Raw genomic sequence first — 17244 nt, 5'->3', positions numbered from 1 at the left:
TATGGTAGGTATTGATAGCCCAAGTAACCCTAAGAGGAAGAAATGATTACAAAAAATACTTTACTAAAGCAAAAAGGAAAGCTGCTTATAGGTTTAACGCTAAGTGCGCTTGGCGCAACTAACGTGGTAAAAGCCGATGACAGTTCTGTGGCACCGCTTACATACGTCACCAGTAAAGCAATTGAAAATAATCCAGAGGTACAACAAGCATGGCATACATTTAAATCCTCAATTTATGGCGTAGATGCAGCCCGCTCAGGCTACTTACCTAGCGTTGATGTATCTGCCAGCGCAGGTTATGAGCGCCGAAACTACGGTATAGAAGACGAATACAACCGCAACACTGCAGAGCTTAGTGTTACTCAAATGCTTTACGACGGGTTTAGAACATCTAACACCGTTGAAAGGTTTGAGCGTATTCAGCTCATTCGGTATTTTGAATTACTCTCACAAACAGAGCAAACTGCATTAGATGCATCTATTGCATTTTTAGATGTGCAAAAATTTAAAGAACTTGTGACACTCGCTGAAGAAAACCTGCAAGAACACGAGTCTGTATACCAACAAATTGAACAAAGTGTAGGAGCCGGTGTTGCCCGAGCAGCAGATCTAGAGCAAATTAGCGGGCGCTTATCGCTAGCGCAATCTAATGTGCTAACCGAGTACGCTAACCTGCACGATGTAACCGCGCGTTATTTAAGAGTTGTTGGCGAACTACCCGTTAATGATATAAAACAAGCCAAATTAGATGAGCAAAACGTGCCCATTTCTATTAACCAAGCGCTTGATATAGCCTATAAAAACAGCCCTGCTTTTTACGCATCGCTTTATAATATAGAGGCGCAAGAAGCCAATGCTCAGGCACAAAAGGCAGCGTTTCATCCAAACGTAGACTTATCTGCCCGTTACGGCACACAAGACAGAGACGAGCTAGGTTTAAACGAAACAAGAACCGAAGCACGGGTAGGTATAGACATAACCTATAACCTGTACAACGGGGGCCTAGATAGCGCCAACCTTGAACAAGCATACCAAGATGTAAATATTGCCAAGTATCAACGCGATCAAGCTTGTGTTGATATTCGTCAAAGCCTACAAATTGCCTATCATAATGTGAACAATATAGAGCAAAAGCTACCCACGCTTGAAAGCTATAAAAACTCTTCAAACAGAGTAAAAATAGCCTACCGAGACCAATTTGATATTGGCCAACGCACCTTGCTTGATGTACTTGACGCTGAAAACGAAGCATTTCAATCTAACCGCTCATACATTGTTGCTCAATACGATAGACAAACAGCCATTTTAACTATGCTTAACGAAATGGGTAAACTATTGCCAGCTCTAAATGTTATGTCTGACAAGTACCCAACATTAACAGAGTTAACAGATGACCCAATCGTGCATAACGCACAAAATATATGCCCAAGTTACGATGTAGCTGCCACCTTTAAGCGCAAAGCTTTTTTACAAAAAAAAGCCAAGCAAGATAACGCCTACATGAGCGTTACAGCAATGCCTAGGTATTTAGAAATGCCACCAGAGACCCCTAGCGCATCGAGTTTTGCAGATGACGATAACGATGGCGTACCTAACGAGCAAGACACCTGCCCAAGCACGCCAGCGGGAACAAATGTAGATCTGTCTGGGTGTACTTTGTATGACCAAGCGACCGACTCAGTTGAAATAGGCATTCCCTTTTCAGCCGACTCAAGCCAAGTGCGCCCAGAGTACTTGCAAGAGGTAGAAAAGCTCGCGGAGTTTTTAAAAAATAACCCTGACAAAAAGGTAGAGATCCAAGGTCACGCCTCATTAGATGGCGATAGAAAATACAACCGCAAACTTTCAGAGCAACGCGCCTTTGCCGTAGCACAATTACTTATTGAGCAATTTGGTATAGCGCCTAATCGTGTTCAATCATTTGGTTATGGTATTGATCAGCCACGCGTTAATGAAATTTCGGTACGTGCTAATGCGGCAAACCGCCGTATTGAGGCGGTTATTACCGATAGTTAAGAGGTGCTTAAAACAAATAAATTTAAAATGTTTTACATAACATTGGATGGTATATGGAATTAAATGATGTACTTGATCATGGCGGCGCACTGGTAGATTGCCTTGCAGTATTGTGCCGCTTTCATGATAAAGATTTTTCAAGGGAGGCCTTATTAAATGGCCTCCCACTAACAGATGGAAACTTAACGCCTTCAGGTTTTGCACGTGCTGCAAAACGTGTGGGCTTTAAATCAAAAGTTGTAAATAAGCCTCTTAATCAAATTAATACTGCTTTATTACCCGCCATTATTATTTTAAATAATAACCAAGCGTGCGTGGTAACCGCTATTGATAACCAAAAACAAACAGCGCAAGTTACTTACCCCGAGCTAACCGAGTCTGTTGTAGAAGAAGATCTAGAACAGTTAATTGGAAAATCAACAGGTTTAATTATTTATGCTCATCCAGAGTTTATGTTTGATGAGCGCTCCCCAGTGCTTGAAAAGCTCTCTAAAGACGGCTGGTTTTGGGGCGTAATAAAAGAATGCCGCGCACTGTACAAAGATGTCATAATCTCCGCCATTGCATTAGGCGTTTTGTCTGTTGCTATGCCTTTATTTGTAATGAATGTATATGACCGAGTAGTTCCTAATCATGCAACAGAAACCCTTTGGGTTTTAGCCATCGGTATTTTAATAGCGCTGACCGCCGACTTTGTACTGCGCTTAGTACGCAGCTACTTTGTAGAGCTTGCGGCAAGTCGTATAGATGTAAAAGTGTCTGCGGTTATTATGGAGCGCGTACTTGGTATGAAGCTTAAAAATAGGCCCTCATCAGCGGGGTCATTTGCTAGTAACATACAATCGTTTGAAGCCGTACGTAACTTTTTTAGCTCAATAACCTTGGTCGCGCTGGTTGATTTACCCTTTGTTGCTATATACCTAATTGTTATTGCAATAATAGGTGTACCGCTAAGCCTACCCATTATCGCAGGTGCCCTAATACTTTTAAGTTATGGCATAGCAGCCCACAGAAAACTTGAAGCGCTGTCAGAGCAAACCATGAAAGCAAGCTCAATGCGCAACTCCATACTTGTAGAAAGCTTAACCAACATTGAAGATGTAAAAAGTTTTCACAGCGAATGCAAAACCCAATCAACATGGGAAAAATCAACTATTTATATTGCTCAGGTTAATGCGCAAAGTCGCCTAATCTCAAGCTCAATCTCTAATAGCGCAGCGTGGATACAACAATGTGTTGGCGTGATCATTATGATCATCGGTGTTCATTTAGTTATTGAAGGCGAGCTCACGCAAGGGGGATTGATTGCCGCTTATTTACTTTCATCACGTGCAATGGGGCCGCTTGGGCAATGCGCCGCCGTACTTGCGCAATATCATCATGCTGCTATTGCTATGCAATCGCTTAACGAAATAATGGAGAAAGACGTTGAGCGCCCGCCAAATAAACATTGGTTAAGCCACCCCGTATTAAACGGCGAAATAGAATTTAAAGACGTATGCTTTAAGTATGAAGACGACGCGGCCGATGCGCTTAGTAATATTAGTTTTAAAATAAATGCAGGCGAAAAAGTGGCTATTTTGGGGCGCAATGGTTCGGGTAAAAGCACCCTCGAAAAACTTATTTTAGGCCTTTACGACCCAACCGCAGGCTCCGTAATGGTCGATAACAACAATATACAACAAATAGACCCCGCAGAACTTCGTCATAACATAGGGTACGTACCACAAAATATAGCGTTGTTTTTTGGTAGTTTAAAAGACAACCTCACTATTAGCGCATGGCATGCTAAAGATGAGCAAATTATTAGCGCATGCGAAAAAAGCCAGTTATTCGAGTTAATCAACTCTCACCCCGATGGGTTTGACCTACAAGTTGGTGAGCAAGGTCGCTTGCTATCTGGCGGCCAAAAACAAGCAATTGGTATAGCGCGCGCACTTATAAACGACCCCCCTATTATGCTGTTAGATGAGCCTACCTCATCGCTTGATCACAATAGTGAAAATAAAATTATTCAAAATTTAAAAACCGCCACCCAAGACAAAACCTTAATTGTAGTTACTCACCGCTCGTCTTTACTTTCGTTGGTTGATCGCATTATCGTGCTCGATAACGGAAAAATAGTTGCCGATGGGCCTAAACAAAAAGTAATTGCCGCACTGAATAACCAAACAGTGGAGCAAGCATCATGAGTGACAATAAAAAGCCACTAGAGCAGCGCTCTTTTGAATCAGTAAGTAAAGCAATAGAAGCACGTAAAAAAGGTAAGCCTTCAATCTTTAATCGCTTATTTAAAGGCTGGCTTTCGCCTCCTGAATCACAAGATTGGGTAGTCGATGCGCAGTGGGAAAAAATGCAGCAAGAGCCTGCCAGCGCACGTTTTTTGTTATACCTCATTTGCATTGCATTTATATTGCTTACAATTTGGGCAGGCTTTGCGCCACTCGATGAGGTAGCCCGTGGTGAAGGACGCGTTATCCCATCAAATAAATTACAGTTAGTGCAATCTTATGATGGCGGTATGGTAGAAAAAATAAATATTCGAGAAGGGCAAATTGTTGAAGAAGGTGACGTATTAATAAAAATCGACCCTACTCGTTTTATTTCAAGCTTTAGAGAAAACCAATCTAAAGTGCAATCACTCACTGCAAAAGTAGCCAGGTTACAAGCCCTTACCAGAAAAGAAGATCTCGTTTTTCCTGATGAACTTGTTAAGCAAGTACCCGAGGCGGTCGCTCATGAGCGCTCAATATATTTAAGTAATCGCCAAGAATTAGAGCAGCAAGTGGCAATTCATAAACGCCAGTTAGAGCAACGCAGACAAGATCACATTGAAGCAAAAGCCGCTTTGCAACAACACACAAGCGCTCTAAGGCTAAGTAATCGTGAGCTGCAAGTAACACGCCCACTGTTAAGAACTGGTGCTGTATCTGATATCGACATCATCAGGTTAGAGCGTGAAATAGTTGATTTAAACGGCGAAATAAACCGTACTAAAGCAGTAATTAACCGGAGTTTATCGGCTATCAACGAAGCTAAAAACAAAGTAACAGAAGTCGAACTTGCGATGATCAACCGCTGGAACAATGAGCTTTCGGAGGCATTGCTGCGTTTAGAGTCGATAAAAGAAACCGAATCAGGGCTTGCCGACAAAGTGGCCCAAACTGAGATCAAATCACCGGTTAAAGGCACGGTACAACGTTTATTGGTTAATACCGTAGGCGGCATTTTACAACCCGGCAGTGACGTTTTAGAAATAGTCCCTTTAGACGATCAACTTATTGTTGAGGCAAAAATACCGCCGAAAGATATTGCCTTTTTACGCCCTGGGCAGCCCGCCATGATTAAATTCAGCGCCTATGATTTTGCGGTATACGGCGGACTAGAAGCCGAGGTACTGCATATAAGTGCAGATACAATTACCGACGACAGAGAAAATACTTTTTATTTAGTGCAATTAAAAACCACTAAAAATAACTTTTCAGAAGAGTTGACTATAATTCCAGGAATGACCACACAAGTGGATATTATTACTGGTAAAAAAACCGTCTTGGAATATTTACTTAAACCCGTACTCAGAGCTACATCGCAAGCAATGACAGAACGCTAAACTGAATTTATTGGAGTAAATTAATGCGTCAAAGTATATTTATTACACAACCCGAACTTGAATCGAGCCACTGGCGAAGTGCGTTTGCAGGTTGTGTAATATGCACCAAAGAACCAAAACAAATTAATGCATCAAGTATTATATGGGTTCTGGCGGGCACTTCGGGATGGCTTGAACTGGTAAAAAAATATGCCCAAAAACGCTTGCCAGTTATTGTAATGACCACAAATCTAGAAATAGAGGAACTTAGAGCAGCCCTGCAAGCGGGCGCAAGAGGCTATGTAGAAGCACTTGCATCTAAAGTAATATTACAACAAGTACTCGAGACTATTTGCTCAGGCGGCCTGTGGTTACCTGGGCAGCTACTATCTAATATTGTTGGGGCACTAAGTCAGCAGCAAATAAATTACACCCAAGCCTGCGATATTCAAAGCTTAACTAAACGCGAACGCCAAGTTGTTGATATAGTTATAACAGGGGCAACCAATAAACAAGCCGCTGAGTCACTTAATATTACAGAGCGGACAATTAAAGAGCACATGAGCTCAATTTTCACTAAGTTAAAAGTGCGCGACCGTATACAACTTATGTTAGCAGTTAAAGGTAACTAACCTAGGCTAGAATAACAAAACCTTCGCCAGTTATAGTTAAACTTACTAAACAACGGCTTATAGGTTAAATACTGAATTGCATTTACCTATTCGCCGCCATTGTTAAACAGCTCCCCTTTTAATTAAAGAGTCGCTTTACGACTCTTTAATTACCCCATCAAAACCAAGATTAACCAGTGTATCTATATCGTCTTGGCTTGTTACGCCCTGCGCGACCACTTTAATACCAATAGAGTGCGCTAATGTGCAAACACCGCGTAAGAAGGTTTGATTGTCTTGGCTGTAACTAATGTTATGTGCGTAAATGCTATCTATTTTAAGCATTTCTAAGCCAAATTCTTGAATGTTCTTAATCTTAGTAAATTCAGGCCCCACACGTTTAAGTGCCACTTTAGCGCCCATACAACGCACCTGCTCACAAAATTCCTTAAATATATCCTTTTCGTTTACGACAATGTTTTCGCGTATATCAAAACATATATTTTTTGCCAAATCAGGAAAGGCAGACACATAGGTTAATACCGAGGCAAGCGCGGTATCATCCATTAATGTTTGCGCCGAAAGCTCTACAGCAATCAATTCATTTGGCGGCGCTTCACCGTACTGTTTAACAATTTGCTTGATTAAACTCCAATCCAAACGCGCTAATAGGTTTAAGCGATTAGCCCATTGATAGTAGTAGCTTGATTTATAATGTTGGCCGCCAAATTCTAAACTTAAACTAAGCTGATGCTGCAACAAGGTATCGTTAAAACCCATAACCTCTAAACAATTTAACTGTATAGTTTTTTGCTCAAGCGCATCCTCAATAGCCTTTTGCCAGCCAGTAGAGTCATCAAAAATTTCACTCTTTTGTTTATTATCAATGACTTTTGCTTGCACCCCAGGTTTGTTACCTGCTGTTTTTAATAAACCATCTACACGGCGTAATAAATCAAAGCGGGTGTCGTTTTTCTCTATGTAGGTACAACTGTGTACAATGGCCAAATCAATATTTTTGTATTCATCAACAATCGATTTGTGCAGTGCGGTTATTTGCTCGCTAAGCGCCTGAATATCATCAGTATCGCTAAACAACACAGTAAAGTCGGTATGTGATATACGCGCAATATAGTTTTCTGAAAAGTGCGCCTGATTCGACTCTAAAAACTGTGTTAACACCTGAGAAAAACGGCGCAAAAAGTTAACCATTTCTACACGGCTAATCGATTCACTTATTTTATCTAAATTAACCACCCTAAATAAAAACAAAGCACCATGGGCATGATCTTTCACTTTTTGTAAATGAGCCTCTAATGTGGCACTAAAATACTCTCGATTGGCAAGCCCTGTTAGCTCATCGTGCTGGGCTTTAAAACGCAACTCCTCTAAGCGCTTATTATCTTCTTTTATAATGCGACTAAACCGTGTCGATAATAAATTCATCGACTGCACAAGGCGTGCAAACTCAAAGGTTTTTGGCACTTTTGATTTAATGAAACGCTTATCGCCAAAGGCGTTAGCTTGGTACACCACATCATCAAGTGGCGTTAAAATTCTACGTAATAAATACGCACTTATGGCACAGGCAAAAAAGGCCACCACTAAAAAGCTAAAAAACAATTTGAGAGCGCTTTCCCACAATGCTTGCTCAGCATATTGGCTGTGGCTTTCAACAAATAAGGTGCCAAATTGCTGCCAACCGTTGTTAACCTGCCCTACACCTGGCTGTACATTAAGCCCATATACCGCTCTAAACCAAGCTGGTGCGGTATTTTCTAACGTGTCGGTAAATAAGCGCTTTACAATAATCTCACCATTTGGGTCTTGCAGTTCTATGCGTTTGTAGTGACCGGTATCAAAAGTGGCCGACACTAACAGCTCAAGCTCTACAGGATCTTTTTCAAGCTGGCTAATCATCAGCGCTAAGGAGCTGGCATTATCAACATTTTTTAAATACAGCTGCGTAGAAAAATAGTTTCTAGCAGAGTTAGTACTTATTAACACGCTACTTATAAAGCCAACAAAAATCACCACCAGCAAGGTGATCCACAGCTCTTGCCTAAGAGTGATTTTTCTTTTTTTGAAAAACTTAAATAAGGAAAATGACGCCATTACCACATAACCCCTTCTTGTGATGTCTGCTCCAAAATTTTACGCCAACGCGATAGCCTTGCTGTCGGGCTGGCTACACTTTTAGTCGAGTTATTTGCCCATAAACCTTGGCTGTTAAAACTAAATACCGGGCTTAAATCAACGCGTTTTGCTGCAGGTAACACTTTTGTTATTAAACTATCTAAAATAAGCGGCTGAGCATTAGGCGTAGCAAAGTAGCCTAATACCATGTGTGCTTGTGTTTTGTTTGTACCAGCAAGCTTAGCTTTTACATATATAAGCCTAAGCTTGTCGTCGCTTACGCCTAAGGCGCGTAAACTAATGTATTTAGCAATGGCATAATCTTCACAATCACCTAAACCACGGCCAAGAGTTTCTAATGGCGTAGCCCAATAGTCGTTTTGCTTCCAAAGCTGTATATCGGTTTGGTATCGAAGATTGCGTGCAAAAAAGTCGTTAACAATTAAAATTTGTTGTTGTTCTGGTTTATTTTGGGTGCGCACCAACATAGTTTGCCAATTACGCGCCACAGTGACTCGCGCAGGGCCATATTTTTGCCCCATTAATTCTATAAAGGTATTAAATTGAATAGTTAAACGACTCGCAAACACGCCGCTTGAAAGTAAAAAAAATAGCAGTAAATAGCGCAAATTGCTTTTGCACCAAAAAAATAGCTTATTAGAGGAAAGAGTGGGCCTAAGTGTCATTCACAGCCCAAAAAAAGAAAAATTAAAAACATACACCAAACGCTACACTACTTGTTCAAATATTATTCGTAACAACAGCATAGCACTCAATATAAAAGGATGAGATATTTTGTATGTGTTTTTTTACTAGATTTAAATTTTAACTCGGTCATTTCAACATTACTTAATACATTAACTAACGTATTGAACCATCGTTGTATTTAAAGCTGATTTATCAAACCCTAGATTTACAGAAAAACGCTCCCGTAAATAGCAAAGTTATGTATTGCTGTACGAGTATATTCCACGCGTTTAACACTAAAACCAGCTGCTAAAATAGCAGCTTAATATAGCTTTACTATTTAAAGTACTGGCCAGTTACTTAGTAGTAGGTCACTTTTTTAACTTCTCGCGGCTTAATTTCACCTATGTATAAGTCGTGGACGCGCTTCATGTTTAGCTCAAGCTCGGTAACGTATACATCGTCAACTGAGTAAGTTTTAATAATTTGCGCACCTTTAATTATGCCCTGCACTTTACTTTCCATGTAATCGTTTTGAGCAATAGCACCTGCTACAGACGTGCCCGCTGTAATTTTTTGCCCATAAACTTGCTCAGTCAGTTCACGGTACGCCTCAAGCTTAGAGGCTTTAATTGCCATTAATTGCTTTTGTGATTTATTAGCCCCTTGCTGCAAGCTAATAGGTGCATAACCAACCGCTTTAAGTATGGGATAATTATTTGGCTCTACATATTTGTACTCAACATGTTTATCAAACACGTTGCTGCAACCGGCAAGGCCAAGGCCTGCTAAAGTAAGTAATATAATTGCACGCATTTATTTGCACCCTTTAAACTAATTGCGCAAATAAATGCAGGTTTAATGCCATTTGTTATAAAGTCCTCATATTGGTGCAGTCCTTGCTTAGCTAAAGCGTAATTAACTAATTTTATGTGGAGTACCAGTATGAATACGTTTTTATCATCACTATTTGCAGGTGTTACTAGCGCTGCATTATTAACGTTTTCTGCCAGTACTTACGCACAATGGTTTGAATCTACCGGCCATGCACAAATCCAAAATGGCGACATAAGCAGTGCTAAATCGGCCGCGATTAAAGATGCAATTACACAAGCATTAGTGTTTTCTGGCGCCCGGGTTAGCTCGGTACAAACCTTGGTAGATGGCGTGCTAACGCAAGATCAGCTAAAAATTAGTAGCCACGGCGAAATACAAAAAATAGAGCTGGTAAGCGAGCAACGCCAAAATCAACAATTTGCCATTACGCTTAGGCTTGATGTATTTGCCCAAACAGAGCAATGCCCACAAAGTAACTTTAATAAATTTGTTGCTGTAACCCAAAGCCAGCTTGTTTATCGTGAACATGCCTTAATGGGTCAAATATTTGACGTAAATAAAGCCATTAGTAAAAAGTTATTTAGCGCTTTGCAAAGCACAAAAATGAGCGCCCTGCCCGTTGCTTACTACAATAAAGCAATTAATGTAGACAATTACTTTAATCAGCAGCACGACTACTCAAATGCACAACTAGAAGAGCTTTCAGCCAGAAGCAACGCGCAATATGTTTTATTAAGCCAAATAACCAATTTAGCGCCAAGCGATAAACTCAATAACGACTACGCCTTTTGGCAAGACGAAACCTACCAGCGCAGCTACGCTATTGAGTTTATGTTGTTTGATGGCACCACGTACGAACAATTATGGCAAAACAGCTATCATACCCAAGCTGTATGGCCATTTGAAAAAACAGCTATTGTTGATGTAAATAGTGATAGGTTTTGGCAATCACCTTTTGGGCAAAGTATTAGCGATATAAATCAAACGGTCAGTTACGATATACAAGCGGCTATGGCGTGTTTTCCTACTAAAGGAAAAATAATGCACATGGAAAACAATAAATTGGTGATAAACCTAGGCAAAGATCATGGCCTTAAAAAAGGCCAGCTATTAAGTATTGCGCACCATAACTACTTAACCGATGCACAAGGCAATACTATGCCGCATACCATTACCACGCTTAACACCATTGTGGTTGAGCAACTTTATAAACAAAGCGCAATTGCTGTCAGCCTTAACGATAAGCCTTTGCCTGGGGTACAAATAAACGATGTGGTAGAAGTTGCAAGCCAAGAACGCTAAATAAGCGCCCGCTTTAAATTTGGGTGCTCTGCCAACCACTGGGCTAATTGCTCAACGCCCGCCAAACGAGGGTAATGTTTTCTGCAAGCAAATACCACATTACGTTGCTGATTAGGAAAAATGGCTAAATAATCAATCCCTACACGCTGTGTACACGCAAGCTTGGGCACAAATGTCACCCCGTCATCTATCGCCACCAGCGCCAATAAAGTTTCTAAACTATTGCCCTGATATTGGTTCGACACATCCACTCCCGCAGCAAAACAAAACTTTTGGGCTTGATCTTTAAAGCAATGACCATCACTTAACATTAATAGGCTACAACTTTGTAAATCGCTTAGCGCTACTTTTTTACGGTTAGATAACGGGTTATCGGTTGAAACAGCAACCATAAAGTCTTCTTTGTACACATTAACCGTATGGTAGTTTTTAAGCTCGGGAACATCGGCCAAAATTGCAAAGTCGAGCTCGCCGTTATCAAGCGCCTCTAGCATAGTCGCTGTTTGCATTTCTATAAACGAAAAGTGGCTCTCGCTAAATGCCGCTTTCATAGAGGTCAGTAAAGCGCTGAGTAAGTACGGCGCAATAGTAGGAATAATACCAATTTTTAGCTTACCTTGTAGCGGCCCGTTTGAAGTAGCCGCCAGCTCTTTTAAGATTTCTGTTTGCTCTAAAATAACTTTTATCTGTGTCAACAAACGTTCACCTTGCGCTGTTAATGTAACTTGCTTAGTTGAGCGGTCAAATAAAACAACATTAAGCTCTTGCTCAAGCTTTTTTACTTGCCCACTTAGTGTAGGCTGGCTAACAAAACAGGCATCGGCCGCTTTGCGAAAATGCTTGTGGTGCGCTATTGCTTTTACATACTCTAAATCTTTTAAGTTCAAATTCATCTCCACCTGATAGGCTATACCTATTAGTTTAATACAAACAAACGATTGGAACTATATTTAAATTCTCGCCATAATGGCTCCAACAAATCAAGAGGAACAAACTATGTTAAAGAATATTGAAGGTCAAACAATCCCAAGCGTTACATTTGCAACACGTCAAAACGACGAATGGAAATCAGTAACCACAGACGAAATTTTTACAGGCAGAACCGTTGTTGTGTTTTCACTACCGGGCGCATTTACACCAACCTGTTCATCAACTCACTTACCACGCTACAACGAGTTAGCCGGTGTACTTAAGCAAAATGGCGTTGATGAAATTGTATGTGTATCAGTAAACGATACATTTGTAATGAATGCATGGGCAGAGCATCAAGAAGCGCAAAACATCACATTATTACCTGATGGCAACGGCGAATTTACTGACGGCATGGGCATGTTAGTAGATAAAAATGATTTAGGCTTTGGTAAGCGCAGCTGGAGATACTCTATGCTAGTTAAAGATGGCGTTATCGACAAAATGTTCATCGAACCAGATTTACCAGGCGACCCGTTTGAAGTTTCTGATGCAGACACAATGCTTGACTACATCAACCCAAAACAAACTAAGCCAGAGCCAGTAACCGTATTTACTAAACCTGGTTGCCCTTTCTGTAAAAAAGCAAAAGAGCTACTAACAGAAAAAGGCTACGCATTTGAAGAAGTTGTTATGGGTGCAGGCGCTACATTAACAAGCCTTAAAGCAATCACTGGCCGTGACACTGTTCCACAAATATTTATTGGTGGACAACACATTGGCGGCTCAGACGATTTAGAAAAATACTTTGCTTAATTAAGTAAAAAAATAGCAGGGGCGTACGCGCCCCTCTATATCAATCTCATCGCTCAGATTGAAAATAATAAAGGATACCACTATGAAAGAATTACAAACCGATGTTGTTGTTATAGGTGCAGGTACTGCAGGCTTAAGCGCATACCGTAACGCAAAACAATTCACCCCTAACGTTTTAATGATTGAATCAGGCCCGTACGGTACTACCTGTGCACGCGTTGGTTGTATGCCAAGTAAATTACTTATTGCCGCAGCCGAAGCCGCGCATTCAATTGAAATGGCACCTGCATTTGGTGTACATAGCTCAAAGCCACGAATAGACGGCAAAGCAGTTATGGCACGTGTTAAAAGCGAACGAGACCGCTTTGCAGGATTCGTAGTAGAAGCCGTAGACGACATTCCTGATGAAGATAAAATTCGTGGCTACGCTAAGTTTTTAGACGCCAACCGCGTACAAATCGACGATGACATCATTATAACTGCTAAGCGTTTTGTTATTGCCACGGGTTCGCGCCCATCATACCCAGGCGTGTTTAATAACTTTGGCGACAAACTTATTATAAACGACGATGTATTTAACTGGGACGACCTACCAGAGTCAGTGGCTGTATTTGGCCCAGGCGTAATAGGCCTAGAAATTGGCCAAGCACTTAGCCGCTTAGGCGTAAACGTAAAATTATTTGGTGTTGGCGGCGCAATTGGCCCACTTACCGACCCAGTAATTAAAGACTATGCAAACACTGTTTTTGCTGAAGAATTTTTTGTAGATACCGACTCAAACGTATCTGACATGATGCAAGTTGGCGATAAAGCTCAGCTTACTTACACCGATAAAGACGGTGCTAAACACACCGAGCAATTTGACTACGTACTTGCAGCCACAGGCCGAGTACCCAACGTAGACAAGCTAGGTTTAGAGAATACCAGCATAGAGCTTGATGAGCGCGGTGTGCCACACGCCGACCCGCACACAATGCAATGTGGTAACTCAAATATATTTATAGCGGGCGATGCCAGCAATATGATCCCCCTGCTACACGAAGCATCTGATCAAGGCACCATTGCCGGTCAAAATGCTGGGCGCTTCCCCGATGTACGCATTGGCCTTCGCCGCGCAAAAATTGCCGCAGTGTTTAGCGACCCACAAATAGCAATGGTAGGCGACAGCTACAAACAAATTACAGACCGCCTAGGTGAATGTGGTTGCTTTGAAGTAGGCGAAGTGAGCTTTGAAAACCAAGGCCGCAGCCGAGTAATGCTTAAAAATAAAGGCCACATGCGCGTTTACGCAGAGCAAGGCACAGGCTTATTTTTAGGTGCAGAATTTATTGGCCCACAAGCCGAACACCTTGCTCATTTATTAGCATGGGCTGTGCAAAACAAAATGACCGTACCAGAAATGCTGGATATGCCATTTTACCACCCAGTAATTGAGGAAGGTTTACGCACTGCCCTACGCGATTTAAATGCTAGACTTAAATTTGGCCCAGATATTATTAACAGCTGTATGGAATGCGGACCAGGCGCTTAACTTTTATACAGTAATAAAACAAATACATACTTGCTAACAAAAAGCCAAAACAGTCGTTTTGGCTTTTTTATGCGCTTTTTTAACGCATATACCCATTGTATTAAATTATGAGGTATTGATAGCAACAGATAAACAGAGTAATAACACAGGCCTAATTTTCGATAGGCATTTGTTCTACTTAAAAATTTATAACGCCGTTTACGCTTTATTTAGCACGTTAGAATGACTAAATTTTTAATTCGATTGCTATAACCTCTCAAAAATTATTTTAGCTGTTACACTTATTTGATAACTCAATCACAACAAGATGGAAAAGCTATGCCCAATAATAAATTTAGACTAGTCACCCGCAGCGATTTCGACGGCTTAGTATGTGCCGTACTGCTCAAAGACTTAGACCTAATTGATGACATTTTATTTGTACACCCAAAAGACATGCAAGATGGCAAAATAGACATAACTGCAAACGACATTACCACTAACCTACCCTACGTTGCTGGCTGTCACATTGCATTTGACCATCACTTAAGCGAAACCGTACGTAACGCAAGCGATATTAAAAACCATGTAATTGACCCTAAAGCTCCTTCTGCTGCACGCGTTGTTTATGATTATTATGGCGGCGCAGAAAAATTTCCAAACATCAGCACAGACATGATGGAAGCGGTAGATAAAGGCGATGCAGCGCAGTTCTCAAAAGACGAAATACTCAACCCAACAGACTGGGTATTAATGAACTTTATCATGGATGCACGCACAGGCCTTGGCCGATTCCGCGAGTTTAAAATTTCAAACTACCAATTAATGATGAAGCTAATTGATGCCTGTAAAGATCAAAGCATCGAAGATATTTTAAAAATGGAAGACGTAGCCGAACGTGTTGCGCTTTATAACGAGCATAACGAAAAGGCCAAAGAGCAAATAGCACAATGCGCTACCGTGCATAAAAACCTCGTGGTGCTAGATTTAACTCAAGAAGAAACTATTTACGCCACCAACCGCTTTGTTATTTACGCCATGTACCCCGACTGCAATATATCAATTCACAAAATGTGGGGCCTTAAAAAACAAAACGTAGTATTTGCCATAGGCAAATCAATCACCAACCGCAGCTCAAACACCAATGTGGGCGAGTTATGCCTTAAATACGGCGGTGGCGGCCACTTAAACGCCGGTACCTGCCAAGTAGAAACCAGCAAAGCCGAAGCGGTGCTTGGTGAGCTGATTGATACGATTACGAGTGATGGTTGAGCTGTAAGCTGTAAGCTGTAAGCTGTAAGCTGTAAGCTGTAAGCTGTAAGCTGTAAGCTGTAAGCTGTAAGCTGTAAGCTGTAAGCTGTAAGCTGTAAGCTGTAAGCTGTCGAAATTATAAAGCGACTAGATTTATATTTACTCGCTTTTTTGTTTTTAGTTAAAAAATACTTAGGCATTAAAATTACTTTTTCGCTAACGTTTTAACTCAGTAGTTATTGGTATCTTAGGTTTTTTAAGGGCGGCTTTGAGCTATAAGCGGACATTGAGATTGGCTAAATGTCGTAGTTAATTGATTTGTTAAACTGCTCTTTGCGCATATATTCATGAAAAGGAGCGTTACGCGCATATTGTTCTATTTGTCTTTTCTTTAAAGTTTTAGAAAACTTAGTAATAGTAATACCTTAGGTAATTTGTTAAAACTATATCATTCAGAAAATGAGCGTGACATGGGCAGAAATATGCGCGATGAGCGCACTATTAAATTGTTATGCGGTAAGGCATAGTTTCTAACTGGAATATTAAATGATAAATTTTTCAAACTTAAAAAAATATATTCGCTTAATCGCTCTTTTGATTATTTCATTAGTATCTATCGGGCTATATGCCTCAGTCTCAAGTTTGTCGAGCGATGATTTTATTAAAAGCATTTCATTAGCTATTTTTTCAACAGGTTTGGTAATGTTTGTTTATGAATACATTTATACCACTCGGGGAGAAAAATATTTTGAAGAAATAATAGGAGAAAAAGTACCAATATATTTAAAGATGAAATCAAAAGGAATTGAAGATATCTCAGACTCTTTTGAAATTGACAAATACCAAGACAAAATTGTTAACAGTAAGAATATGACAGTTGTAATGAATGATGGGAAATCATTCATTGGACACAACTCATATATATTTAAGCGTCGTTTTAAATTAGAAAACAAAGAAACCAACTTTGTTTTACTTGACCCTCAATCTGACTTCATAGCATTTTTAAATAAAAAAAATGGTAAACATGATGAACATTATTATCAGAGAAAATTATTGGACATTATCAAAGAAATACTTTTTGATTTTGATGTTATTGAAGGGCATAAAATAAATGTTTATGTTCATGGTATGTTCAATACAATGTCAGTTTTGAGGTTTGATGATGTCGCAATGATTAGTTTATATCGTTTGTCGCCTGGAAAATCAATTGTGCCTCACATTGAATTTAGAAATGTGGGCGGAGAATCTGAATTTATTGAAATTGTTGATGACGTAAAGAAATTAATTGAGATTTCCACAAAAATTGATAAAGAAAATTACAAAGATATTAAAGACGCTGTATATAAAAAAATAGATACAAGAACCGCATAACAAGCACTTTAAACGGAACAAAAACAGTTGGCTTTGTTTCGTGTCTCAACAAGAATAGCCAACTACTTTTGTCCGCTTAAGTGGGCGTTGGTATGACTCCCACTGTCAAGTTAAACGCACTGATCCCTGCCTAACTTTTTAAGCCATAATTACTTTAGCTCGAATTAGAGCGAGTTAATACATAGGATGAAGCAAGTAATGTCGTCGGT

The 17244-nt window shown here is 40.3% G+C and carries 13 protein-coding genes; 9 read left to right on the top strand and 4 right to left on the bottom strand.

What is annotated here, in order from left to right; all coding sequences use genetic code 11:
• The first annotated feature begins 42 nt into the window (after positions 1-42).
• The 4 genes from PSH50_RS20635 to PSH50_RS20620 are packed head-to-tail and all read left to right on the top strand — an operon-like array spanning position 43 to position 6237.
• Positions 43-2016, top strand: a complete 1974-nt coding sequence (locus PSH50_RS20635; protein ID WP_096041340.1) for a TolC family outer membrane protein — start codon at positions 43-45, stop codon at positions 2014-2016.
• Between the two features lie 53 nt (positions 2017-2069).
• Positions 2070-4208, top strand: a complete 2139-nt coding sequence (locus PSH50_RS20630) for a type I secretion system permease/ATPase (RefSeq protein WP_273610046.1) — start codon at positions 2070-2072, stop codon at positions 4206-4208.
• On the top strand, positions 4205-5626 hold the full coding sequence (locus PSH50_RS20625; protein ID WP_055252885.1) for an HlyD family type I secretion periplasmic adaptor subunit: 1422 nt from the start codon (positions 4205-4207) through the stop codon (positions 5624-5626). The genes PSH50_RS20630 and PSH50_RS20625 overlap by 4 nt, the downstream gene beginning before the upstream one ends.
• Positions 5627-5649: 23 nt before the next feature.
• Positions 5650-6237 (top strand): LuxR C-terminal-related transcriptional regulator, encoded by a 588-nt coding sequence (locus tag PSH50_RS20620; RefSeq protein ID WP_024033058.1) that lies wholly within the window; start codon positions 5650-5652, stop codon positions 6235-6237.
• A 135-nt stretch (positions 6238-6372) separates the two neighbouring features.
• On the opposite strand, the gene PSH50_RS20615 is transcribed toward PSH50_RS20620, so the two are convergent.
• The 3 genes from PSH50_RS20615 to PSH50_RS20605 all read right to left on the bottom strand — a co-directional run bounded on the left by PSH50_RS20615 (position 6373) and on the right by PSH50_RS20605 (position 9855).
• A complete protein-coding gene (locus PSH50_RS20615; protein WP_273610045.1) occupies positions 6373-8331 on the bottom strand; it encodes a LapD/MoxY N-terminal periplasmic domain-containing protein in 1959 nt (652 codons plus the stop codon).
• Positions 8331-8981, bottom strand: a complete 651-nt coding sequence (locus PSH50_RS20610) for a transglutaminase-like cysteine peptidase (protein ID WP_036963734.1) — start codon at positions 8979-8981, stop codon at positions 8331-8333. Before PSH50_RS20610 ends, PSH50_RS20615 begins: the two co-directional genes overlap by 1 nt.
• Before the next feature lie 418 nt (positions 8982-9399).
• Complete coding sequence (locus PSH50_RS20605; protein WP_004589651.1) at positions 9400-9855, bottom strand: LPP20 family lipoprotein; 456 nt, start codon at positions 9853-9855, stop codon at positions 9400-9402.
• A gap of 129 nt (positions 9856-9984) precedes the next feature.
• Here PSH50_RS20605 and PSH50_RS20600 point away from each other — a divergent pair, with 129 nt between their 5' ends.
• Positions 9985-11178: a flagellar assembly protein FlgT gene (locus PSH50_RS20600; protein ID WP_273610044.1), complete on the top strand. Its 1194-nt coding sequence runs from the start codon at positions 9985-9987 to the stop codon at positions 11176-11178.
• On the opposite strand, the gene PSH50_RS20595 is transcribed toward PSH50_RS20600, so the two are convergent.
• Positions 11175-12065 (bottom strand): LysR substrate-binding domain-containing protein, encoded by an 891-nt coding sequence (locus PSH50_RS20595; protein ID WP_273610043.1) that lies wholly within the window; start codon positions 12063-12065, stop codon positions 11175-11177. The two genes, PSH50_RS20600 and PSH50_RS20595, sit on opposite strands and share 4 nt — an antisense overlap.
• 109 nt (positions 12066-12174) lie before the next feature.
• Here PSH50_RS20595 and PSH50_RS20590 point away from each other — a divergent pair, with 109 nt between their 5' ends.
• From PSH50_RS20590 to PSH50_RS20575, 4 genes are all read left to right on the top strand, one after another.
• Positions 12175-12903: a glutathione peroxidase gene (locus tag PSH50_RS20590; RefSeq protein ID WP_024033064.1), complete on the top strand. Its 729-nt coding sequence runs from the start codon at positions 12175-12177 to the stop codon at positions 12901-12903.
• Between the two features lie 82 nt (positions 12904-12985).
• Positions 12986-14434 (top strand): dihydrolipoyl dehydrogenase, encoded by a 1449-nt coding sequence (locus tag PSH50_RS20585; RefSeq protein WP_273610042.1) that lies wholly within the window; start codon positions 12986-12988, stop codon positions 14432-14434.
• A 318-nt stretch (positions 14435-14752) separates the two neighbouring features.
• Entirely contained in the window at positions 14753-15685 is a 933-nt protein-coding gene (locus tag PSH50_RS20580; RefSeq protein WP_024033066.1) for an exopolyphosphatase, read from the top strand.
• Between the two features lie 525 nt (positions 15686-16210).
• Complete coding sequence (locus tag PSH50_RS20575) at positions 16211-17035, top strand: hypothetical protein (RefSeq protein ID WP_273610041.1); 825 nt, start codon at positions 16211-16213, stop codon at positions 17033-17035.
• The last annotated feature ends 209 nt before the right edge of the window (positions 17036-17244 follow it).

Origin of the sequence: Pseudoalteromonas sp. Angola-7 (assembly GCF_028599255.1) — a bacterium.
Classification (GTDB): domain Bacteria; phylum Pseudomonadota; class Gammaproteobacteria; order Enterobacterales; family Alteromonadaceae; genus Pseudoalteromonas; species Pseudoalteromonas atlantica.
This window is presented reverse-complemented; position numbering and strand designations above follow the sequence as displayed.